Below are 22,478 nucleotides of genomic sequence, written 5' to 3'. Positions count from 1 at the left end.
CTTGCCGGGCGACCGCTAACGCGGTTGTCCGGGCCGATGAAATGGCTCCGGGCGTCGGGAGGAACGACGCCCGCAAAAACAAACAGGAAGCGGGCCGGTCGGCATGCGACGGGCATCGCTGGAGGACGTCCATCATGACCCTGACGCCGGCCTTGACCAAACACCTGCGTGACGCCGAACTGTTTTCCGGTTTGGACGGCGTTGCGCATTGCGCCGGGAATTGGACGGGCGCGACCTTCGACGTTTTCAACCCATCGAGCGGAGAGTTGCTTGCGTCGTTGCCGGATATGGGCATTGCACAGGCGAGCGCTGCGATCGATGCGGCCGCCGCCGCGCAAGCCCTTTGGGCAGCAAAACCGGCCAAGGATCGAAGTGCCGTGCTTCGGCGCTGGCACGACCTGATCATTTCCCATGCCGACGATCTCGCCGCCATCCTCACTGCCGAAATGGGCAAGCCAATCGGCGAATCGAAGGGCGAGGTGCTGCACGCTGCCGCCTATGTCGAATGGTACGCCGAGGAGGCGAAGCGCATCTATGGCGAAACCTTCCCGGCACCGGCCAATGACCGACGCATGCTGGTCATCAAGCAGCCGGTCGGCGTCGTCGGGACGATTACCCCGTGGAACTTTCCTGCTTCCATGGTCGCCCGCAAGATCGCGCCCGCGCTTGCCGCCGGCTGCGCCATCGTGTTGAAGCCCGCAGAACAGACGCCACTCGTTGCCGGCGCCATGTTCGTGCTCGCCGAGAAGGCCGGCTTCCCTGCAGGCGTCGTCAATCTGCTCTACGCTTCGGAAGGGGCTGCGATCGGGCGCGAACTCTGCAGCAACCCCAAGGTCCGCAAGATCAGCTTTACCGGCTCGACGGAAGTCGGCCGCCTGCTGATGCGCCAGTGTTCAGACCAGATCAAGAAGGTGAGCCTGGAACTCGGCGGCAACGCCCCCTTCATCGTCTTCGACGATGCCGATATCGACGAGGCGGTCGATGGGGCCGTCCAGGCGAAATTCCGCAACGCCGGCCAGACCTGCGTTTCGGCAAACCGCATCTATGTGCAATCGGCCGTGCATGACGCGTTTGCGGAGAAGTTCGTGGCACGCGTCGCCGAACTATCGGTCGGCGACGGCTTTTCCGCCGGCGTCACCATCGGCCCGATGATCGACCGGCATGCGATCGAAAAGATCGAGGCCCACGTCGCCGACGCCGTGTCGAAGGGCGCCAAGGTGCGCGCCGGCGGTCATCGCATCGGCGCGTCGGGCACGTTCTTCGAGCCGACGGTCCTCACCGGTATCTCGACCGACATGCGCGTCGCCCAGGAAGAGACATTTGGGCCGATCGCTCCGATCATCCGCTTCGAGACCGCCGAACAGGTCATCGCCGAGGCAAACGACACGATCTATGGCCTTGCCGCCTATTTCTACGCCGAGAACCTCAAGCGCGTGTGGCATGTGGCAGAGGCCCTCGAATACGGCATGGTCGGCATCAACACCGGTCGCATGTCGTCCGAGGCGGCTCCCTTCGGTGGCATCAAACAATCCGGCATCGGTCGCGAGGGCTCCCGCCACGGGCTCGAGGACTATCTCGAGATGAAATATCTCTGCATGGGCAACATCTGAGGTTTGACGCGCGGGCCTTGCGCTCAATCGATGATGTGATAGCCGCCGTCGACATAGAGAACCTGCCCGGTTATCAGCCGCGCGGCATCGTGAGCGAGAAATGCCGTAGCGGCACCAACGTCGTCGATGTCCACAAGCTCGCGGGCCGGAGACTTGACCTTGGTCTTTTCCAGCAGCGCGTCGAATTCAGGGATGCCTGAAGCAGCCCGCGTCGCAAGCGCACCGGGCGAAATGGCGTGGACGCGAATGCCCTTCGGGCCGAGCTCTGCCGCGAGATAGCGGACGGCACTTTCCAGTGCCGCCTTGGCGACACCCATGATGTTGTAATTTTCCACCACGACCTGCGAGCCGTGATAGGTCATGGTGAAGAGCGTGCCGCCATTCTTCATCAGTGGTTCGGCCAGATGCGCCATGCGGATGAACGACCAGCAGGATATGTCCATGGTCTTCAGGAAGCCCTCGCGCGGCACGTCGACGACGCGTCCGCCGAGCGTATCCTTCGGCGAAAAGGCGATGGAATGCACGACGAAGTCGAGCTCTCCCCAGCTCTTCGCGATCTCCTCGAAGACCGCTTCCATCTGACCGGGAATAGCCACGTCGAGCGGCAGGAAGATCGGCGCTTCGAGCTCGCGCGCCAAGGGCTCCACATGGGGCTTGGCCTTGTCATTGAGATAGGTGACGGCAACTTCGGCCCCGAAGGCGCGGAAGGCGCGAGCGCAACCCCACGCAATCGAGCGGTCGTTGGCGATGCCAACGATGAGGCCTTTGCGGCCTTCGAGAAGCTTGGCCTTCGCGGCGGGAATGGACATGGATTGCCTCCGTTGGGTCAGGCTACAGCGGTTTTGAGAAGTGCCAGCGTGTGGCGCGCGATCATCAATTCCTCATCAGTCGGAAGAACGTAGAGCGCGACGCGGCTTGAAGCCGTGGAGATCAGGGTGGCTCCGCCGTCGTTGGCGACTGGGTCGAGTTCAGCTCCAAGCCACGCGAGACCTTCCGCGATCCGAGCACGGATCGGGGCGGAGTTCTCGCCGACGCCTGCGGTGAAGACGAAGGCGTCGATGCCGCCGAGCGCGGCCGCAAGCATCCCGGCGTTGAGCCCGCAGCGATAGACGAAGTGATCGATGGCGAGCTTGGCGTGCGGATCGTCGCTTGCCAGAAGATCGCGCATGTCGTTCGACACCCCGGAGAGCCCTTTCAGGCCAGCCTCATGGTAGAGCAGATCCGAAACTGCCTTCGCGCTCATACCGCGCTGGAGGATCAGGTAAAGCACGACGCCGGGATCGAGCTGACCCGGCCTGGTACCCATAGGCAGGCCATCGAGTGCAGTGAAGCCCATGGTCGTCTCGACGCTGTGCCCGTCGCGCAGGGCACACATCGAAGCACCGCTGCCAAGATGAGCGACAATCACCCTGCCCCGCGCATTGCGTGGCGCGACCTCGCCGAGGCGCTCGGCTATGTACTCGTAGGAAAGGCCATGGAAGCCGTAGCGCCGCACGCCCTCGTCATAGAAGTGGCGCGGCATCGCATAGCAGTTCACCTCTTCGGGGTGCCCGTGATGGAAGGCGGTATCGAAGCAGGCGACCTGCGGCACGTCGGGGTTGATTGCCATTGCCTGGCGAATGGGCGCGAGGTTGTTGGGCTGGTGCAAAGGCGCCAGATCCTGATAGCTCGCCAGCCGGTCAAGCACGGCCGCGTCGATCAGCACGGGCGCGGCATAGTCCGGTCCGCCATGCACCACCCGATGGCCGATTGCACGCAAAGTGAAACCCTCAAGCGTCAGCAGCCAATCCCGCGCCGCCGCAATGGCTGCTGGCAAATCGCGAACGGCATCTGCCTCGTAGCTCCGGTCGATGAGGACGGCACCCTCGGCGCTCTTCGCCTGCAAGCGCGGACGTGTGCCGATGCCACCAACCTGACCTTTGATCTGACGGACGAGGCCAGCCTCGGTGATCCCGAAAACCTGAAACTTTAGACTGGATGACCCGGCATTGACGACGAGGAGTGCGTCCATGATCACACCGCCGCAACTTGTGCGACCCGCCGCCGTGCCGCGTAGAGCGCGGCTACGGCACAGGAAGCGAGACGCGTACGAACCGTATCCGCCCGAGATGTCAGCACGATCGGCACGCGTGCGCCAAGCACGATGCCGGCGGCGTCGGCATGGGAAAGGAAGGTAAGGTTCTTGGCGAGCATGTTGCCGGCCTCGAGATCCGGCACCACCAGGATCTGGCCACGGCCGGCGACCGGCGAGACGATGCCCTTGATGCGGGCGGCCTCCGGGTCAATCGCGTTGTCGAAGGCGAGCGGGCCGTCGAGCAGGCCGCCGGTGATCTGGCCGCGCTCGGCCATCTTGCAGAGCGCCGCTGCTTCGATCGTCGACGGTATTTTCGTCGTTACAGTCTCCACCGCCGACAGAATGGCGACACGCGGCTCGCCGAGGCCGATCGTCACCCAGAGATCGATCGCGTTCTGCACGATGTCGCGCTTGGCCTCGAGGTCCGGAAAGATGTTGATCGCGGCATCGGTGATGAACAACGTCTCGGCATGGCCAGGCACATCCATGATGAAGACGTGGCTGATCCTTCGGTCGGTCCTGAGCCCGGTTGCGGAGGCCGCAACTTCCTTCATCAGCTCGTCCGTGTGCAGGCTCCCCTTCATCAGGAGCTCGCCGCGGCCCTCGCGGATCATTGCTACGGCCTTGGCGGCGGCCGCATGGCTGTGCGGCACATCGACGATCTCGCGCCCGGCGAGGTCGAGGCCGTGCTCCGCGGCGACAGAGCGGATCTTCGCTTCCGGCCCGACGAGAACGGGCGCGATCAGGCCCATGTGGGAAGCTTCCAACGCACCGCGCAACGAAGTCTCGTCGCAAGGATGCGCCACGATCGTGACAGCAGGCGTTTCGTCCCGCGCGGCTGCGATCAGGCGGTCGTATTTGGACAGTTCAGGCGTCAATGCGCTTGCTTCGGACACGTTGAAAACTCCCTCGTCGATCAGGATGCCTTGCGATTGCGAACGGTCTTGCCGGCAGTGATCGAGACCGGTGGTTCGCTGCCGAGGCGAAAGAGCGTCGCCACCCGTTGCAGCCGCTCGGCGGCTTCACCCTTCACCGCACCGGACGCTTCGAGGACTTCCCGCAGGGCGGCAAAAGCCGATCGCCGCTCCTCCATCGCCTCCGGCAACAATGCCGGAAGGGCCGCAAGCGCGGCATCTTCGTCGATCAGCAGCATGAAGTATTGCTCCCGCATCACTGCCTTGAACGCGGCAAGATCCAATTGCCGCGTTTCCGGACGAGCCTGCCGCAGCCGGCGCACAGCCTCGAATCCGCGCTCGTCGGCGCCGCCGCGCGCCATGCCGACGAAAGTCAGGGCTCTGGCGAGACCTTCACAGGTCCCGCCCTGCTCCATTCGGGATCGAAGTTCGCCGATCCGCGCCTCGACGAGTTCCTGATGCAGAAGGCTTTTTGCTGCCTTGCGCGGTTTCCCGGTGCGCGCATCGATGCCGAGCGCCGCCTGCAGGGTCGGAGAGCCGTAAATGGCGTGAAAGCTCTGTTCCGAAAGATACTCGGCCGTCCGCCGCCATCCCTCGAGCCCGTCGACGATCTGTTGAGACAAGGCCTCCTGCCATGCGACGAAAGGGTTCTCCGGGGCTACCGGCTCGCGGGTTTCACGGACCTTCACTGCAAGAGCCCTCGCCCAATCCATGAAGGGATTGTCGGGCCCGAACAGCGCATATTGCAGGCGCAGCGGATGCAGATTCCGCATCGCCGCGGCCACCGACGGCGTCACCGCCGCCTTGACTGCTGGCTGCAGGTAGGTGCGGTAGAGCGCGAGATTGACTTCCGAGAGCTTCGCCGCGGTGGCGAAACGCCGTTCATCCTCGGCGTCGTTGCCGCCAAGCGCGCGGATATCGTCGAGCGTGCGTGGTTCGCAGCGCATCAGCCATTCGCCGGAAGCGAACTCCCTGCCTTCGGCTACCTCTCCTGCCGGTGTCAGCACGGCTTCGTACAACCCAGGGGGCAACACATCGATCAGGTCGATGTTGGAAGCGAATTCGTCGTGCTCCTTGCGCGCAACACCGGCCGACACGAAGATGCCGAGATGCCCGATCGTCTCATGGACGGTGTAGACGATGGTCTGGCCATAGGCGCGGATCTCGTCGACGCTGTCATAGAGATCGAGGATCCAGTCGAGTGCCTGCTGCGGCGGCGTGATGTTGTCGCCCTTCGAGCAGAAGACCACGATTGGAGAATTTACGTTGCGCAGATCGATAGCGATTCCATCTGATGTCCGGATCTCGCCGGCCGCAAGCTTGTTGCCGACAAAGAGTTCATCGACGATGAACTGCATTTCCTCAGCGTTCAGCGTCACATGGCCGCCCCACCAGCGCTCAAAGCCGAGATAGCGCGCCGCTTCGGTATCGATCTTCGAATAGAGATTGTACTGCTTGGTCCAGAGCGTGTTGGCCGGGTTCTGGTTTTCGAAGTTTTGCACCAGCCAGGCGCCATCGAAGATACCGGCGCCGAGATCGCCGGTCAGCGCCGTCAGCCAGCTGCCGCCGAGAAGTCCGCCGGAATAGCGCATCGGGTTCTGCCCCTTCACGCCGGCCCAATAGGAAAGCGGCGCGCCGGCGATAATGATCGGGCCGAACAGCTCTGGTCTGAGCGCGGCGACGATCATCACGGCCCACCCGGCCTGGCAATTGCCGATCACGCAGGGCTTGCCGTCCGCAGACGGATGGCGCGCAATGACGGTTTCGAGAAAGTTCGCTTCGGCAAGAGCAATATCCTCAATGGTCTGACCGGGCACGGGATCGGGAAGAAAGCCGATGAAATAGCAGGGATGGCCCGCCTTCAGCGCCACGCCGATTTCGCTATCGGCCTTGAAGCCGCCAATTCCGGGACCGTGGCCGGCACGGGGATCAACCACGACAAAAGGCCGTTTCGACAGGTCAACCGCCACACCTTCGGGCGGAACGATCTTGACCAGTGCATAGTTCACCGGCCGCGCGAGCGTGCGCCCGTCATGAATGAGTTCGACCTCGAATTCCAGCACGTTTGGAGCGGTTTGCGTGCGGTGTTCCTCGTATTGCGCGCCGCGCTCACGCATGACGTCGAGAAACAGCACCGAACGCTGCCACGCGTCCAACGAATAGGCGTAAGCGTCAGCAAATGTCGGAATGCTGGTTGGCTTGGGCATGATGTCCACTCCTCGGTGCGATTGAGGGTCGGGCCTGTTCCCGAAGGCTATAGGGCAGTGCAAGTGGTCAAGTGTTGATTTACGTCAAAAACGACATGCGTAGCGCGACCCGAAACGCCTCATCGGGGCCATAGGAATATATCTGCGGAGTGTTGCCGCGAATTCTCACCGTTGCGATATGCTAGGCTCGCACCCGGTCGACGGCGTCCACTTCTCACCTGTAGTCTCGTCTTCTTCGCACTGCAGCATCGTACAGAAACATGCACTCCACAAGACAACCCTTGAAATTTGAGACGCAGCTTGCCAATTGGGGCGAAACCCAAAGGAGGTCCCACCGCGATGAGCGAAACTGAAATGTCCGTAGAGAAACATGTCTTCGAAGCCGATGTAGCCAGGCTGCTCCATCTCATGGTGCACTCGGTCTATTCCGACAAGAACGTCTTCCTCCGCGAACTGATTTCCAACGCCGCGGACGCCTGCGAGAAGTTGCGATACGAGGCGATCGTCTCGCCCGAGCTTTTGGCCGGCGACACGAGCCCCGGCATCAAGCTGACGCTCGACGAGGAAAACAACCGCCTCGCCGTCGAGGACAACGGCATCGGCATGAGCCGCGACGAGCTCGTTGAAGCGCTCGGCACCATCGCCCGCTCGGGCACGCGCGCCTTCATGGAGCGCATCGAGGCCGCCCAGGGCAAGGAAGGCGCGCAGCTCATCGGCCAGTTCGGCGTCGGCTTCTATTCCGCCTTCATGGTCGCCGACAAGGTTGACGTCATCTCGCGCCGAGCCGGCTCCGATCACGCCTGGCTCTGGTCGTCCGACGGCAAGGGCAGCTACACGGTGGCAGCAGCCGATCTCGCAGACGCGCCGGCGCGCGGCACGCGCATCACCCTGCACCTGATGGACGATGCCAAGACCTACACCTCGCGCTGGACGGTCGAGCGCATCGTCAAGGATCAGTCCGGCCATGTGCCCGTGCCGATCTCAATCGTCGAGAAGCCCGGCGCCGAGCCGGTCTCCGTCGGCGATGGCACGGCGCTCTGGACAAAGCAGAAGAGCGAGATTTCCAAGGAAGACTACGCCGATTTCTACCGCGGCGTTTCCGGCCAGTACGACGACCCGGCATTGACGGTGCATTTCCGTGCCGAGGGCCGGCACGAATATACCGCACTTGCCTTCGTACCTGGCTCCAAGCCCTTCGACCTCTTCGATCAGGACCGCAAGGGCCGGATGAAGCTCTACGTCAAACGTGTCTTCATCACCGACGAGGCGGAGTTGCTGCCGCGCTACCTGCGCTTCGTGCGCGGGCTCGTCGACACTTCGGATCTTCCGCTCAACGTTTCGCGCGAGATGATCCAGGAAAGTCCGCTGCTGTCGAGCATCCGCAAGGGTCTCACCAACCGCGTGCTGACGGCGATCGAAAAGCTGGCCGAGAGCGACAAGGAAACGTTCGACAAGGTTTGGGAAAACTTCGGCAGCGTGCTGAAGGAAGGCATCTACGAGGACTTCGAACGCCGGACGCAGCTGATTGCGCTTTCCCGCTTCCGCACGACCGTGTCCGAAGACGGTCATCGCGGCCTTGCCGACTACGTCAAGGACATGAAAGACGGCCAGTCGGCGATCTATTACCTAACGGGTGACAACCTTGCCCAGCTCAAGGCCTCGCCGCAGCTCGAAGGTTTTCGCGCCCGCGGCATCGAGGTGCTGTTGCTGACCGACCCGGTCGACAGCTTCTGGGTGACCTCGGCACCGGACTTCGACGGCAAGCCGATGAAGTCGATCACGCAAGGCTCAGCCGATCTCGGCAGTGTCGCGAAGCCGGAAGGCAGCACCGACAGCGCGCCGGAAACAAGCCAGGCCGTAACGGACTTCGTCACCTTCGCCAAGGAAACACTGGGCGAGGCCGTATCAGAGGTTCGCACGTCGGATCGCCTCACGGAAAGCGCTGTCTGCCTGGTGGCGCCGGAGCATGGCCCCGACCGTCAGCTTGAGAAGATGCTACAGGGCGCCGGTCGCCTCGATGGCGCGGCCAAGCCGATCCTCGAGATCAACCCCGGCCATGCGCTGATTGCGGCAATCGCCGCTTGCCCGGCCGACGACAGCGCCTTCAGGACCGACGCCGTTCAGCTTCTGCTCGACCAGGCGCGCGTGCTCGATGGTGACAAGCCGCAGGACCCGCGCGCCTTCGCTGAGCGCCTGTCGCGCGTCTTCAACCGCGCGCTCAAGGTTTAACGCGCCGGCCCAACAGACTGTAATTGCAGGAGATGAAGGGGTGAGAGGGTGAAATCCCTCTCACCCTTTCGCTTGTTCGGGCACAGGCGTCATATCGATCTCGGCCAGCACCTCGGCCGTATGTTCGCCGAGACGCGGAACACCGCGGTCGAGCACCAGCGAGGCGTCGGAAAAGCGGATCGGCGTTCGGACGCCCGGCGAAGTTCCTCCAGCCGCGCCGGAATGCGGGGTGTCGATCTGCATCTGCCGATGCACGATCTGCGGATCGGCAAAGACGTCGGCGACCGTGTTGATCGGGCCGCCGGGAACCCCGGCCTCTTCGAGCAGCGTCAGAAGCGTATCTCGCTCGAACCTTGCCGTTTCCGCGCTGAGCGCCGGTGTCAGGCTGTCGCGATTCTGAACGCGGGAGGCGTTGGTCAGATAGCGCTCGTCTGTCGCCAGATCAGCGCGACCAAGCAGGTTGCAGAATTTCACGAACTGCCGGTCGTTGCCGACGGCAACGATCAGATGTCCGTCAGCCGTCGGAAAGACCTGATAGGGCGCGATATTCGGATGGGCGTTGCCAAGGCGGCGTGGCGCCTTTCCCGAGACCAGAAAATTGAGCGCCTGGTTGGCAAGCACGCCGGTCATGCAGTCAAGCAACGCCATATCGATCTGCTGGCCCTTGCCGGTGCGCTCACGCTGCGCCAAAGCTGCCTGTACGGCGATGACGCCGTAGAGCCCTGTGAAGATGTCGGCAAAGGCGACGCCGATCTTCTGCGGCTCGCGGTCCGGCTCGCCTGTCAGGTCCATGATCCCGCTCATGCCCTGGACGATATAGTCGTAGCCGGCGCGATGGGCGTAGGGTCCATCCTGGCCAAAGCCCGTCACCGAGCAATAGATCAGGCGCGGGTTGACCTTCTTCAGGCTCTCATAGTCGAGGCCATATTTCTCGAGGCCGCCGACCTTGAAATTCTCGAGCAACACGTCGGATTGCGCCACCAGCCGGCGAACGGCTTCCTGCCCTTCCTCGGTGGTGAAATCGAGCACGACCGAGCGCTTGCCGCGGTTGCAGGCGTGGAAATAGGCGGCATCGAGCTTCTCGCCGTCCTCGCCCTCCACGAAGGGAGGCCCCCAAGTGCGGGTGTCGTCACCCGCCGGGCTTTCCACCTTTATGACGTCGGCGCCGAGATCGGCCAACGTCTGGCCGATCCAGGGGCCCGCGAGAATGCGGGCGAGTTCCAGAACACGAATACCCTTCAGTGGCGCTTCCATGACCGGCGGCTCAGAAGAAGGCCTGGAGGCCGGTCTGGGCGCGACCGAGGATCAGCGCATGGACGTCATGCGTGCCCTCGTAGGTGTTGACCGTCTCGAGGTTCACCATGTGGCGCATGACCTGGTATTCCTCGGAAATGCCGTTGCCGCCGTGCATGTCGCGCGCCATGCGAGCGATATCGAGCGCCTTGCCGCAGTTGTTGCGCTTGACGAGCGAGATCATTTCAGGCGCCATCCGGCCTTCGTCCATCAGCCGGCCGACGCGGAGCGACCCTTGGAGACCGAGCGAAATCTCGGTCTGCATGTCTGCAAGCTTCTTCTGGAAGAGCTGCGTCTGTGCAAGCGGGCGGTTGAACTGCTTGCGGTCGAGACCGTACTGGCGCGCCGCGTGCCAGCAGAATTCGGCCGCACCGAGTGCGCCCCATGAGATGCCGTAGCGGGCGCGATTGAGGCAGCCGAACGGGCCCTTCAGCCCCTCCACGTTGGGCAGAAGCGCATCTTCGCCGACTTCGACGTTGTCCATGACGATTTCGCCGGTGATCGAAGCGCGAAGCGACAGTTTGCCCGCAATCTTCGGCGCCGAAAGGCCCTTCATACCCTTGTCCAGCACAAAGCCGCGAATGGCGTTGCCATGGGCCTCTGACTTCGCCCACACGACGAAGACATCGGCGAGCGGCGCATTGGAGATCCACATCTTCGAACCGACGAGGCGGTAGCCGTTGTCCGTCTTGATCGCCCGGGTTTTCATGCCCGCCGGGTCGGAGCCTGCATCCGGCTCGGTCAATCCGAAGCACCCGATCCACTCGCCGCTGATCAGCTTGGGCAGGTACTTCTGCTTCTGCTCTTCCGAGCCGTAGGCATAGATCGGGTAGATGACGAGCGAGGACTGCACGCTCATCATCGAGCGGTAGCCAGAATCGACGCGCTCGACTTCGCGGGCGACGAGACCGTAGGCGACATAGGAAGCGCCGACGCCACCATAGGTCTCCGAGACGGTGACGCCAAGCAGACCGAGATCGCCCATTTCGCGGAAGATTTCGGGATCGGTTGATTCTTCGCGATAGGCAGCAATGACCCTGGGCTGCAACCGATCCTGCGCATAGGCCCGCGCGGTATCGCGGATCATGCGCTCGTCCTCGGTCAACTGATCTTCGAGGAGGAACGCGTCATCCCATTGAAATTGCGTCTTGCCGGCCATGTCTCTCTCCCATCGGATTTTTCCACTTGCGGTTATGGCAAGCAGAACCAAGGCTTTCAAACGAAATTGAGGCACCGGCTCATGCGTCTGCGGAATGGCCCAGGCGGTCGGGGCGATCTTAACCTTGTTTAGAGACACCTTATGGACCAGGCTTTATGGTTGCCATATCCTTAACGGGACATTTTATGGGAGTGCGTCCGTCATGGATCGTCGAATCTGCAATGTCCGTTTGACACCTTTCATCTGGTTCATCGCGCTGATGGTTGCCTGTCTGATCGCCATTCATTGCTTCGTCATGGTTTGCTGGACGATGAAGAGCTGCGGTCCCCTCACCGCATCGGTGACGAGTTTCGGCCACCTCTTCGATCTCAATCGCGAGCTCAACATTCCAAGCTGGGCAAGCTCCGTCCTGATCGTCCTGGTCGGCGCCGCTTGCATGCTGGTCGGATTGGCCGAACGGCAACAAGGCGGTTCAGCGTGGCCGTGGTGGGGGCTCGGCGTCGTGTTCGCCTACATGTCTCTGGATGAAGCGGCAGAGCTTCACGGGTTACTCGCCACCGACAAATTGGCATTGCCGGGCATGACGGGCGCCGGATTCGCCTGGATCGTGCCAGGGCTTGTGCTCGCCGCCATCATCGCCCTGGCCTATCTGCGCTGGGTGTTGAGGCAACCCGCAGAAATACGCAACCTCTTCTTCATCGCCGGCACCATCTATGTCACAGGTGCTCTCGGCTTCGAAGCAGTGGGCGGCCTGCTGGCCGATCCGACCTACTTCAACCCCGCCTATCTCGTTGCCTCCACGATCGAGGAAGCACTCGAGTTTCTCGGCATGCTGATCATGCTCTATGCCGTGCTGCGCCGACTGGACATGTCAGGCCTTGCCTTCGAGTTTGCCACGCCTCGGCCAGGCCAAATCGCGGTGGCGAAGAATGACATTCCGCGGAAAGGCCTGGGCGGAGCAACGACCGGGTGACCTTTCTCATGGGTAGGAATGGCCACCCGTCGCGGCGTGCTCTATCCGGCCGTACGCTCCGCTGCCTGCGTCTTGCAAATCACCTGCAATATGACGACAAGGCTAAAGGATGATCGGCGGAACGGCCCTTCCAGCCAGGCTGCCGGTTACCATCCACCGATAAAGGTCCAAGTAATCCATCCATGGCCAACGACCGTCTGGAACGCTTCGCGCATAACCTCGACTGGAATCTGCTACGCACCTTCGTCGTCGTCGTGGAGGAAGGCAGCATCACCGCCGCCGCCAACAGGCTGCTGTTGCAGCAGCCTGCTGTCAGCATGGCGCTCAAGCGGCTCGAACAGACTGTCGGGCAAAAGCTGATCGATCGCCGTCCGGGCCGGTTCGACCTGACAGACGCCGGAGCGAGGCTGCACGCACAGTGCCGCGACATCTTCGCCGCCGTCATCCGCCTTCCGAACGTCCTTGAAACGGCCGGCGAGGAAATCACCGGCCATCTCAACATTCATGTCGTCAGCCATGCCCACAACCCGGCCTGGGATCGCAAGCTCGAGAGTTTCTTTGCCAAGCACCCGAAGGCGACGATATCGGTGACTGTCGCCACGACTGTCGACGTGCTGAGTGCCGTCGAGCGCAACATCGCGACGATGGGGCTTTGCGACGGCAACATCCCGGACTGGCTGAACAAGGCCTTTCACGTCCGCGAACGCTATGCGCTCTACTGCGGTCGCGATCATCCGCTGTTCGGCGTCGAGGGCGTCGATTTCAACGACTTGCGCGGCAATGCCTATATCGCCTTCATCGCCGACGTGCTCGGCGGCCAGCACATGAACTCTGTTACAGCTGTGCGCGCCATCGGATCGTTCGGCCAGCAGGTTCGGGCCGTATCCTGCAATGTCGAGGAGGTTATGCGGCTGATCGCAGCCAATATCGGCATCGGTATGCTGCCGGACCATCTCGCCGCAGCCGGCGTTGCAGAGGGCCGGCTCTGGCAGCTTCCGCCCTACGACAACCTGCCGACGACAGACGTGTTTCGCATATCCAACCCCAACTCTATCCTCAACCCGGCGGAAGCTGCTTTCCTTGCACATGTGGCCGACACCGCCCCGCTTGACCACTGCCTCGAGCATCATCAAAATTGATAGCGGCATTTCCCGTTATAAATTTGAACGCAGATCGCGCGTTGCATATGGTCCGGCCAAATCAGGAGTGAGGTCGGGACATGCGTGAATTTGATGTGGCTATCATCGGCGGCGGCGTCGCAGGACTATCACTTGCTTATTTCCTGGCACCGCACCGCTCCGTCGCTATCATCGAAAGGGAAGACGGGCTCGGCTATCACAGCACCGGCCGCTCCGCCGCGGAATTCGTACTGCGTTACAACGCGCCCGAAGTGTGCAAGCTCGCCGCGATCTCCAAAACCTTCTTCGATCAGCCGCCGGAGGGCTTTTCCGACGTGCAGTTGCTCAAGCAGCGCGGCGGCGTGATGATCGCCAACGCGGAAAAGGCGGCGCGGCTGGAGGCGGTGTTTGCCGAAGAGAGTGCGGCCAATCCCGACCTCAAGAGACTGACCGTCGACGAAGCGATCGCGCTCGTTCCGGTCCTGCGACGCGAGTATGTCGCCGGCGCCTTTTACGATCCCAATTTCTGGGACATTGAGGTCGAGAACCTCATGCAAGGTTACCTGCGCGGTGCCCGTCGCCATGGCGCCGAGGTGATCGAGCGCAGCGACGTCATCGCTCCGCGCCGTGAGAGCGACCGCTGGGTGCTCTCGACGAGTGCAGGCGACATTCGCGCGCAAGTCGTCGTCAACGCCGCCGGCGGCTGGGCGGATCCGGTTGCCACTCTCTTCGGCGTGGAGCCGGTCGGCATCGTGCCACATCGCCGCACCGCGATCACCGTGGACCTCCCCGCAGAGATCGACGCCCTGACCCTGCCCGAGATCAACGAGATCGACGAGGACTTCTATATGAAGCCTGAAGGTGGGAGGCTGCTTGCCTCCCCCGCCGATGCCACACCGTGCGAGCCCAGCGACGTCCAGCCCGAGGAGATCGATGTCGCGTGGGCCGCCCATTATGTGGAGGAGGCAACGACCGTGCCCGTCCGCCGCATCTTCAAGAGCTGGGCGGGCCTGCGCAGCTTCTCGCCCGACAAGTTGCCGGTGATCGGTTATGCGAAGGGTCGGGCGGATTTCTTCTGGCTCGCCGGCCAGGGCGGCTACGGCATCCTGACATCACCGGCATTGGGCGCTTTTGCCGCCAACCTGCTGATCGGGGCGCCCGCACCCGAGAGCTTCGCCGCCAACGGCCTTGGTGCCACCATCTTTAGCGCGGAGCGCTTCCAGCAGTAGCAACGGGTGTTCCTGTCCGCTGAATGTGTCACATTTTGTTAACGACGTCCTTGAGGGTGTGAACTGTAACACAAACGACAAGAAACTGACATTTCGCTTTCATGAAGCGCCGATATGGCAGGTGTCATACCGATGACCGGTCTCCCCGTAAGAGGACCTGCTAGAAATGTTTCAGTTGAAGAACGTAACCCGCCAATTCGGCAAGAAGACAGCCGTGAGCTCGGTTACCTTCGACATCCCCCAGGGCCAGATGGTCGGCGTGATCGGTCGCTCCGGCGCTGGCAAGTCGACGTTGCTGCGCATGATCAATCGCCTGGTCGACCTGTCGTCCGGCTCGATCGAATTCGCCGGCACGGAAGTCTCGTCGCTGCGGGGTGCCGCCCTTCGCAATTGGCAGCGCGACTGCGCGATGATCTTCCAGCAGTTCAACCTGGTGCCGCGCCTCGACGTGTTGACCAATGTGCTGCTCGGCCGCCTCAACCATCGTTCGACGGTGCTCAGCATCCTCAACATGTTTACCCGCGAAGAGCGCATCATGGCGATCGGCGCGCTGGAACGCCTCGGCATCGAACAGACGGCATTGCAGGCAGCCGGCACGCTTTCCGGCGGACAGCAGCAGCGCGTGGCGATTGCCCGTGCCCTGATGCAGCAGCCGAAGGTGTTGCTCGCTGACGAACCGATCGCCTCGCTCGACCCGCTCAACGCCAAGATCGTCATGGATGCACTGCGCGACATCAACGAGCGCGACGGCATCACCGTGATCACCAACCTTCACACGCTCGATACCGCGCGCAACTACTGCGAACGCATCATCGGCATGGCCCACGGCCGCGTCGTCTTCGACGGCCAGCCAAAGGATCTGACGGCGGCCGCCGTCGCCGAGATCTACGGCGCCGACACCGGCATCGAGGAATCGATGACCTCGACAAGCATCAACATTCCCGCGGCCGTCCCGCAGGAACAAACGGCATCTGCCAGCCTCCAGCCGCTGGCACTGGCCGGCATCTGACGCCCGCCAGGATCGAAGGCCCACGTCAAGGGCACCTCTTTGAAACCGAATATCATCCGGCACAGCCGGAGAAACGGGAGAACCTTATGCTGAAGAAAGCTCTTCTGGGCACTGTTGCCCTGCTCGCCCTCCTTGGCCACGCCCAGGCCGAAGACCTCAAGGAATTCCGCGTCGGCATCATCGGCGGCGAAAACGAAGCCGACCGCCTGCGCAACTTCCAGTGCATCGTCGACAAGCTTCCGGCCGCAATCGGCGTCGAAAAGGTCTCGCTGTTCCCGGCCGCCGACTATGACGGCGTCATCCAGGGCCTGCTCGGCGGCACGCTCGACTACGCTGAACTCGGCGCGTCCGGCTTTGCCAAGATCTACCTCGCCAAGGCTGACGCGGTCGAGCCGATCCTGACGACGGTCCAGACCGACGGTTCGACCGGCTACCACTCGATCATGGTCGCCCGTAAGGATTCGGGCATCACCAAGCTCGAAGACCTGAAGGGCAAGAAGCTCGGCTTCGCCGATCCGGACTCGACCTCGGGCTACCTGATCCCGCTCGTCACGCTGCCGGAATCGATCGGCGCGCCGGTCAAGGAATTCTTCGCTGAAACCGGCTTCGGTGGCGGTCACGAAAACCTCGTTCTCGAAGTCGTCAAGGGCACGTTCGATGCCGGCACGACCTTCGGTTCGGGCGTCGGCGAATTCAAGGACGGCTACACCTCGGGCAACCTGAAGAAGATGGTCGACAAGGGCATCCTCGACATGAACGACCTCGTCGAACTCTGGAAGTCGCCGCTGATCCCGAACGGCCCGATCGTCGTCCGCTCGACGATGAACGACGACATGAAGGCCAAGTTCAAGCAGTTCATGCTCGACCTGCCGAAGACCGATGCCGCCTGCTTCTCCGCCATCCAGGGCGGCGATTTCACCGGCTTCACCGAAGTCAACGCCGACTTCTACAAGCCGATCATCGACGCCCGCAAGGCGACGATCGGCGGCTGATCTTTCCGATCATTCAAGGACGCTGGCCGCCAAAGCGGCCAGCGTTCGCCTTTTTGCTATGGCGCTGGTAGCGCCTGTCGACAGAGGCCGGCACTGCCGGAACATTCATGGCAACTTCCATGCTCCCGAAGCATCTGAGTGACAATGGCGCGCTAGTGGAGCGTCACTGGCAGGAGCTGAATTCCCGCCGTCGGCTCTACTCCTGGCTCGGCTTCGCCGTGCTGATGCTCGCCCTTTCCGGCTCGCTCTGGTTTGCCAACGATTCCAATGCCGGCAAATTCTTCGACCGGCTGCCGCACTTCTTCGATTTCGTCGGCGATCTCGCGCCGCGCGACGGCCTTGAAATCTTCCGCGCCATGTTCGACCTGCCCTCGCCCTATGACGACGGCAGCTTCAAGTACAATTACCCCGAAGGTCGGCTCTACCTGACGGAAAGCTTCTACATCCCCGAATATGTGCACAAGATGCTGGAGACCGTGAACATCGCGATCTTCTCCACCGTCATCGGCACCTTCTTCGGCTTCATCTTCTGTTTCCTCGCCGCCCGAAACCTGATGCCCAATCCGTGGATACGCGGATTTGTGCGGCGGTTGATGGAAATTCTGCGTGCGTTTCCCGAGGTGGTCATCGCCGGCTTCTTCCTGGCGATCCTCTCGCTCGGACCGATCCCGGCGATCGCGGCCGTCTCGATCCACACCATCGGCGCACTCGGCAAGCTGTTCTTCGAAGTGGTTGAGAATGCCGACATGAAGCCGGACGAGGGCCTGCGGGCTGCCGGCGGCAACTGGATCGAGCGGGTCTGGTTCGGCATGGTGCCGCAGGTCCTGCCCAATTTCGCCAGCTATTTCCTGCTGCGCCTCGAGATCAACGTGCGCGCCTCCACCATCATCGGCGCGGTCGGCGGCGGCGGTATCGGCGAGCTGCTGCGCCTGTCGATCGGCCAGGGCCATCAGGCGAAGACGCTGGCGATCGTCATCCTCCTGTTTGCGACGATCTTCGCCGTCGACCAGTTTTCCGCATGGCTGCGCCGTCGCCTCGTCGGCGACCAGGCCTTCCAGCTTGCCCAGTAGGTGCCCATCATGACCTCCGCGAACAGACTAAGCCCGCTCGAAATGGATGCGATTGCGTCGCGCCACCCGCACTTGCTGCAGGGTTCCTCGAACAAGCGCCTGCGCACCATCCTCATCAGCGCTGGCCTCGTGGTCTATCTCATCTTCAGCTGGTGGTTCTTCTCGATCGGGCATGTGCTCGGCAACGCCAACTGGGGCATCGCCGGAACCTATCTTGCCGACTGGGTCTCCTATGAGGTCCGCCCCGAGCTCAAGATCGCGCGCGACAAGACGATGACGATCGACTTCCAGCGCAACTCACCGCTCGGCCCCAATCCCAATCCGTCGTGGGTGGAACTCGACAAGGAGACCGTGACCCGGACCGTCGAGATCCCTGCGTCCGCCACACTGTCGGCAAAGCCGAAGGCAAGCTCGTCGTTCAGCTTCATGGCGCCCGGCTCAGCAGTGGGCAGCACCGACGCCACAAGCATGCAAAGCCGATCCGAAACCCGAACGGAAGAGGTCATCACGAGGGCGGTCATCACCCTGAACCGCTCGACGAAGATTGAAGTCGCCGACGGCCTGGTAACGGCCACACATAGGGGTGAAACCCTGACCATGGCCGTCGATGGCCAGGACACCGTCACGCCCCAAGGTACCCTTCCTGCCTGGGCCACGCAAAAACGTCCCGGTGAAAAAATCACACTCGCTTTCGGCGCCACCGGCTGGGCGGAAGTCGAAGGCGACGACGTCTCGGTGCGCAACCGTTTCTTCGGCTGGGCCAATTTCCTGTTCGACACCAACTCGCCCTTCTTCGGCAAGAGCTCTGCCGAGGTGCTTTCGCTGATCACCAGCGGCGAGCGTATCGATCCGGCGCGATCAAACCTGGGGCTCGCCTGGAACAACATTCTCTACAATGCAGAATGGCAACATCTTGATGTCTGGACCAAGCTGCTGCAGACGGTGGTCATGGCCTTCGTCGGCACGCTTTTCGCCTCGCTGGTGGCGTTTCCGCTTTGCTTCCTGGCGGCGCGCAACATTACCCCGAATTTCCTGACCAACCAGATCGTCAAGCGCTTCTTCGACTTCCTGCGCTCGGTGGACATGTTCATCTGGGCACTGTTCTTCACCCGCGCCTTCGGCCCCGGGCCGCTTGCCGGCATGTCGGCGATCTTCTTCACCGACACCGGCACGCTCGGCAAGCTCTACTCGGAGGCGCTGGAGAACATCGATGACAAGCAGCGCGAAGGCGTGAAATCCGTTGGCGCCACGCCGCTTGCCGTCCAGCGCTTCGGCGTGCTGCCGCAGGTACTGCCGGTCTTCGCCAGCCAGGCGCTTTATTTCTGGGAATCCAACACGCGTTCGGCCACGATCATCGGAGCCGTCGGTGCCGGCGGCATTGGCCTTAAACTCTGGGAGGCGATGCGCACCAATTCCGATTGGGAAAATGTCGCCTATATGGTGCTTCTGATCTTGCTGGTTGTGTTTATTTTCGACAGCATCTCGAACGCCCTGCGTTCGCGGCTGATTGGCCAGAAAGCGCATTGACGAGATGAGCGTTTTGCAGCTTCGCCATCATGATGTTGTCATGGAAATCGGCTAGCTGCGCATCGCGTCCCGCGAACAATCGACCCGCCGTCCCGGCGGGCCGGTCGATACAAGAAAGTGAAGACCGTGCGTTATGCAATCTACTTCGCGCCGCCGGCGGATGACCGGCTGTCGCAGACGGCGGCCCGTTGGCTTGGCCGTGACGCATTTACCGGCGAGACCAGTGAATTTCCGGCACTGGCCGATCTCGATGCCGACACGCGGCACGCATTGACCGCCGACCCCCGACGCTATGGTTTTCATGGCACCCTCAAGGCTCCCTTCGCCCTTGCCGATGGCCGCAGCGAAGCCGAACTGGTCGCAGCGTTTGAAGCGTTTGCCGCAGATGTCGAACCTTTCGAGATACCGGAACTGACACTGCATCAACTCGGCCCCTTCTTCGCGCTCGTCTCTGCAACCCATTGCGAGCCGCTGCAGAATTTGGCGGCTCAAGCCGTCCAGTATTTCGAGCCGTTCCGGGCACCTCTGTCGGCGGCTGACATGGCACGGCGCAATCCGGAAAAATTGCCGGAGCGACAGAGAGAATACTTGAAAAAATGGGGATATCCCTATGTTTTCGAAGAATTCCAGTTCCACTTGACGCTGACCGGGTCCGTCCCCACCGAGACAGCGAAAACCATGCGGACCGTGCTCGAGAGCACTTTTGCCGATCATATCGGCGACCCGCTTGACGTTACGTCAGTTGCGCTCTTCGTCGAGCCGCACCGTGGCGCACCGTTCCTGGTCCATTCCCTGCTGCCGCTTGGCGGCGCGACACAACGAAAGATCGCATGAGATGAGCAAAGAACAAGTCCTGACCAACGCCCGCATCGTTCTCGAGGACAGCATCCTCGACGGTTCAGTGCTGATCCGCGACGGCAAGATTGCCGATATCTCGAAGGGCACTGTAAGCACCGGCGAAGACTTCGAAGGCGACTATTTGCTACCGGGTCTCGTCGAACTGCACACCGACCATCTGGAAGCGCACTATTCGCCACGGCCGGGCGTTCGCTGGCTGAAGATCGCGGCGATCCAGGCCCATGATGCGCAGGTGGTCACGTCAGGCATCACCACCGTGTTCGATTGCCTGCGCCTCGGCTCAGACGAGGACGGTGGTTTCCAGAAGGGCGAGATGCGCAGCATGGCCGACGCGCTGGCGCAAGCCCAGCAAGAGGGTCGCCTGCGCGCCGACCACCTGATCCACCTGCGCTGCGAGGTTTCCACTTCGGACGTGCTCGATCACTACGAAGACTTCCAGAACGACCCGCAGGTTAAGCTGGTATCGCTGATGGACCACGCGCCGGGCCAGCGTCAGTTCCAGACGATGGACCAGTACACGCTCTACTACAAATCCAAGCGCGGCCTGTCAGATGCCGAGTTCGAAAAGTTCGTCGCTCGCCAGCAGGCGCTTTCGGCGAAGTATGCCGGCCCGCACCGCGACGCCCTTGCCAAGGCCTGCGCCGAGCGCGGCATCACCATCGCCAGCCACGACGACGCCACGATCGCCCATGTCGACGAATCGATCGGCTACGGCATCAAGCTCGCCGAATTCCCGACGAGTTTCGAAGCGGCCGAAGCCTCCCATCGCGCCGGTCTCAGCGTGCTGATGGGCGCACCCAACATCGTGCGCGGCAAGTCGCACTCGGGCAACATCGCCGCCCGCGATCTGGCTGACCGCGGCGTGCTCGACGTGCTTTCGTCGGATTATGTGCCGTTCAGCCTGATCCACGCGCCGTTCGTGCTGGCTGACGAACTTGAGGCCATCGACCTGCCGAAGGCGATTGCCATGGTCAGTGCGACGCCGGCTCGCACCGTCGGCCTTGACGATCGCGGTCGCATCGCCGTCGGCCTGCGCGCCGATATCTCGCGGGTGCACCGACAGGAAGGCATTCCTGTCGTGCGTTCGGTCTGGCGTGAAGGCCGGCGCGTCGCATGAGTGCGTTCGAACGCAGGCGTGGCGCACTCGTAGTAGTGGTCGGCCCGAGCGGCGCGGGCAAGGACAGTGTCATGGGCTTTGCCGCCCAGCACTTTTCCGACTGTCACGACGTGCATTTCGTCCGGCGCGTCATCACCCGCCCGTCGGACGCCGGCAGCGAGGTGCATGAAAGCGTCTCGGAAGACGATTTTCTGGACATGCAGAAGGACGGCGCCTTCGCCGTCTTCTGGGATGCGCACGGCCTGAAATACGGCATCCCCTCAGCAGTGCTTCAAAATGTCAGGGCCGGCATGACGGCGATCGTCAACGGCAGCCGCGGCGCTCTGCCGGCGTTCAGGGAAACGTTCGGCGACATCGCCGTCGTCGTCGTCACGGCGGAAGCCTCGGTGCTCGCTAAGCGGCTTGCCGAACGCGGTCGCGAGAGCGAGGAAGAGGTGCTGCGACGTCTCAGCCGCCTGGCACCCGACGTCACCTCGGGCCCCGGCGTCAGCGTGATCGACAACAGCGGCAGGCTGGAGATCGCCGGCAACCGATTTGTCGAACTCGTTGAGCGGCTGCGTATCGACGCGGATCATGCGGCCTAGCGAGCACAGGATGGGAAGGCCACGCATTTGACCCGCAGCACGCATCGTCTCGTCAGAGCAATTCGGTAACTGCCGCGAACCAGAGACAGAACGAAGCCCCGACGCCCGTCGCGTTTCGGGGCTTTCTTCGTAACGCACAAGCAACTTGCGGACTTAGATCGGGACCTAAACATCAAGCCCAACCTGATGCAGCGCAAACCACAGGTGGCAAACGACATGAGGAGCGTTTGCAACGCATTCGACAAAGCTTTGCAGCAGCGAGCCGCCGGCTACCAACAGATCACGATTTTCTCAGATCATCGTAGAGAATGGCAATCCCGGTCGCCATTACGCCGATCGGCGCCATCCAGATCAGGATTTTGACTGGCTCAACCACGAAGAAGAACATCCACAGGAAGCCAGCTGCGCCGGCCAGCGCCATTGCGGCTCCCAAGGCAAGTGAAATCGCCTTCCTGATCTGTGAGCGGTTATCGTTCTGCATGTCGTGACCGTACACGACGGACGCGTTTTATCAA

Annotated in this window: 19 protein-coding genes; 12 read left to right on the top strand and 7 right to left on the bottom strand. The window is 62.3% G+C overall.

Annotated features, from left to right (window positions below):
• Positions 1-134: 134 nt before the first annotated feature.
• A complete protein-coding gene (locus AC1Q80_RS26485) occupies positions 135-1,610 on the top strand; it encodes an NAD-dependent succinate-semialdehyde dehydrogenase (protein ID WP_492362347.1) in 1,476 nt (491 codons plus the stop codon).
• Between the two features lie 23 nt (positions 1,611-1,633).
• Here AC1Q80_RS26485 and fabI read toward each other — a convergent pair whose 3' ends face one another.
• From fabI to AC1Q80_RS26465, 4 genes are read right to left on the bottom strand one after another with little or no spacing between them, the layout of a single operon-like run.
• Positions 1,634-2,419: an enoyl-ACP reductase FabI gene (gene fabI, locus AC1Q80_RS26480; protein WP_173422975.1), complete on the bottom strand. Its 786-nt coding sequence runs from the start codon at positions 2,417-2,419 to the stop codon at positions 1,634-1,636.
• A 17-nt stretch (positions 2,420-2,436) separates the two neighbouring features.
• Entirely contained in the window at positions 2,437-3,621 is a 1,185-nt protein-coding gene (locus AC1Q80_RS26475; protein ID WP_492362346.1) for an acetate/propionate family kinase, read from the bottom strand.
• 2 nt (positions 3,622-3,623) lie between these two features.
• Positions 3,624-4,580 carry a phosphate acetyltransferase gene (locus AC1Q80_RS26470; RefSeq protein ID WP_492362345.1) on the bottom strand — a complete coding sequence of 319 codons (957 nt, stop codon included), beginning with the start codon at positions 4,578-4,580 and terminating at the stop codon, positions 3,624-3,626.
• 20 nt (positions 4,581-4,600) lie between these two features.
• The gene (locus tag AC1Q80_RS26465) at positions 4,601-6,805 is read right to left on the bottom strand and encodes a DUF3141 domain-containing protein (protein WP_492362344.1); all 2,205 of its coding nucleotides are present in this window, start codon (positions 6,803-6,805) and stop codon (positions 4,601-4,603) included.
• A 339-nt stretch (positions 6,806-7,144) separates the two neighbouring features.
• On the opposite strand from AC1Q80_RS26465, the gene htpG reads away from it, so the two are divergent.
• Positions 7,145-9,034: a molecular chaperone HtpG gene (htpG, locus tag AC1Q80_RS26460; RefSeq protein ID WP_492362343.1), complete on the top strand. Its 1,890-nt coding sequence runs from the start codon at positions 7,145-7,147 to the stop codon at positions 9,032-9,034.
• A gap of 60 nt (positions 9,035-9,094) precedes the next feature.
• On the opposite strand, the gene AC1Q80_RS26455 is transcribed toward htpG, so the two are convergent.
• Positions 9,095-10,288 (bottom strand): CaiB/BaiF CoA transferase family protein, encoded by a 1,194-nt coding sequence (locus AC1Q80_RS26455; RefSeq protein WP_173422980.1) that lies wholly within the window; start codon positions 10,286-10,288, stop codon positions 9,095-9,097.
• Between the two features lie 10 nt (positions 10,289-10,298).
• The gene (locus AC1Q80_RS26450; RefSeq protein ID WP_173422981.1) at positions 10,299-11,486 is read right to left on the bottom strand and encodes an acyl-CoA dehydrogenase; all 1,188 of its coding nucleotides are present in this window, start codon (positions 11,484-11,486) and stop codon (positions 10,299-10,301) included.
• A 94-nt stretch (positions 11,487-11,580) separates the two neighbouring features.
• Between AC1Q80_RS26450 and AC1Q80_RS26445 the strand changes: the two genes are divergently transcribed.
• The 10 genes from AC1Q80_RS26445 (at position 11,581) to phnN (ending at position 21,963) form a co-directional block, all read left to right on the top strand.
• A complete protein-coding gene (locus AC1Q80_RS26445) occupies positions 11,581-12,459 on the top strand; it encodes a DUF8692 domain-containing protein (protein WP_492362342.1) in 879 nt (292 codons plus the stop codon).
• Between the two features lie 182 nt (positions 12,460-12,641).
• Positions 12,642-13,598: a LysR family transcriptional regulator gene (locus AC1Q80_RS26440; protein WP_173422983.1), complete on the top strand. Its 957-nt coding sequence runs from the start codon at positions 12,642-12,644 to the stop codon at positions 13,596-13,598.
• 80 nt (positions 13,599-13,678) lie between these two features.
• Positions 13,679-14,806 carry an NAD(P)/FAD-dependent oxidoreductase gene (locus tag AC1Q80_RS26435; RefSeq protein ID WP_492362341.1) on the top strand — a complete coding sequence of 376 codons (1,128 nt, stop codon included), beginning with the start codon at positions 13,679-13,681 and terminating at the stop codon, positions 14,804-14,806.
• 166 nt (positions 14,807-14,972) lie between these two features.
• Complete coding sequence (gene phnC, locus AC1Q80_RS26430) at positions 14,973-15,815, top strand: phosphonate ABC transporter ATP-binding protein (RefSeq protein ID WP_492362340.1); 843 nt, start codon at positions 14,973-14,975, stop codon at positions 15,813-15,815.
• An 86-nt stretch (positions 15,816-15,901) separates the two neighbouring features.
• Complete coding sequence (phnD, locus tag AC1Q80_RS26425) at positions 15,902-16,807, top strand: phosphonate ABC transporter substrate-binding protein (RefSeq protein ID WP_173422986.1); 906 nt, start codon at positions 15,902-15,904, stop codon at positions 16,805-16,807.
• A gap of 107 nt (positions 16,808-16,914) precedes the next feature.
• Positions 16,915-17,877, top strand: a complete 963-nt coding sequence (gene phnE, locus AC1Q80_RS26420; RefSeq protein ID WP_173422987.1) for a phosphonate ABC transporter, permease protein PhnE — start codon at positions 16,915-16,917, stop codon at positions 17,875-17,877.
• Between the two features lie 9 nt (positions 17,878-17,886).
• Complete coding sequence (gene phnE, locus AC1Q80_RS26415; RefSeq protein ID WP_492362339.1) at positions 17,887-19,404, top strand: phosphonate ABC transporter, permease protein PhnE; 1,518 nt, start codon at positions 17,887-17,889, stop codon at positions 19,402-19,404.
• A 126-nt stretch (positions 19,405-19,530) separates the two neighbouring features.
• Positions 19,531-20,238 (top strand): DUF1045 domain-containing protein, encoded by a 708-nt coding sequence (locus AC1Q80_RS26410; RefSeq protein ID WP_492362338.1) that lies wholly within the window; start codon positions 19,531-19,533, stop codon positions 20,236-20,238.
• A 1-nt stretch (position 20,239) separates the two neighbouring features.
• Entirely contained in the window at positions 20,240-21,379 is a 1,140-nt protein-coding gene (locus AC1Q80_RS26405; RefSeq protein ID WP_173422990.1) for an alpha-D-ribose 1-methylphosphonate 5-triphosphate diphosphatase, read from the top strand.
• Positions 21,376-21,963, top strand: coding sequence for a phosphonate metabolism protein/1,5-bisphosphokinase (PRPP-forming) PhnN (phnN, locus tag AC1Q80_RS26400; RefSeq protein ID WP_492362337.1), 588 nt, complete (start codon positions 21,376-21,378; stop codon positions 21,961-21,963). The genes AC1Q80_RS26405 and phnN overlap by 4 nt, the downstream gene beginning before the upstream one ends.
• Before the next feature lie 280 nt (positions 21,964-22,243).
• Here the strand turns inward: phnN and AC1Q80_RS26395 are convergent, their stop codons facing one another.
• Positions 22,244-22,384, bottom strand: a complete 141-nt coding sequence (locus AC1Q80_RS26395; protein WP_492362336.1) for a hypothetical protein — start codon at positions 22,382-22,384, stop codon at positions 22,244-22,246.
• Positions 22,385-22,478: the final 94 nt, after the last annotated feature.

It is taken from the genome of Ensifer sp. GW823-FHT05D09, from assembly GCF_058795755.1.
This window is presented reverse-complemented; position numbering and strand designations above follow the sequence as displayed.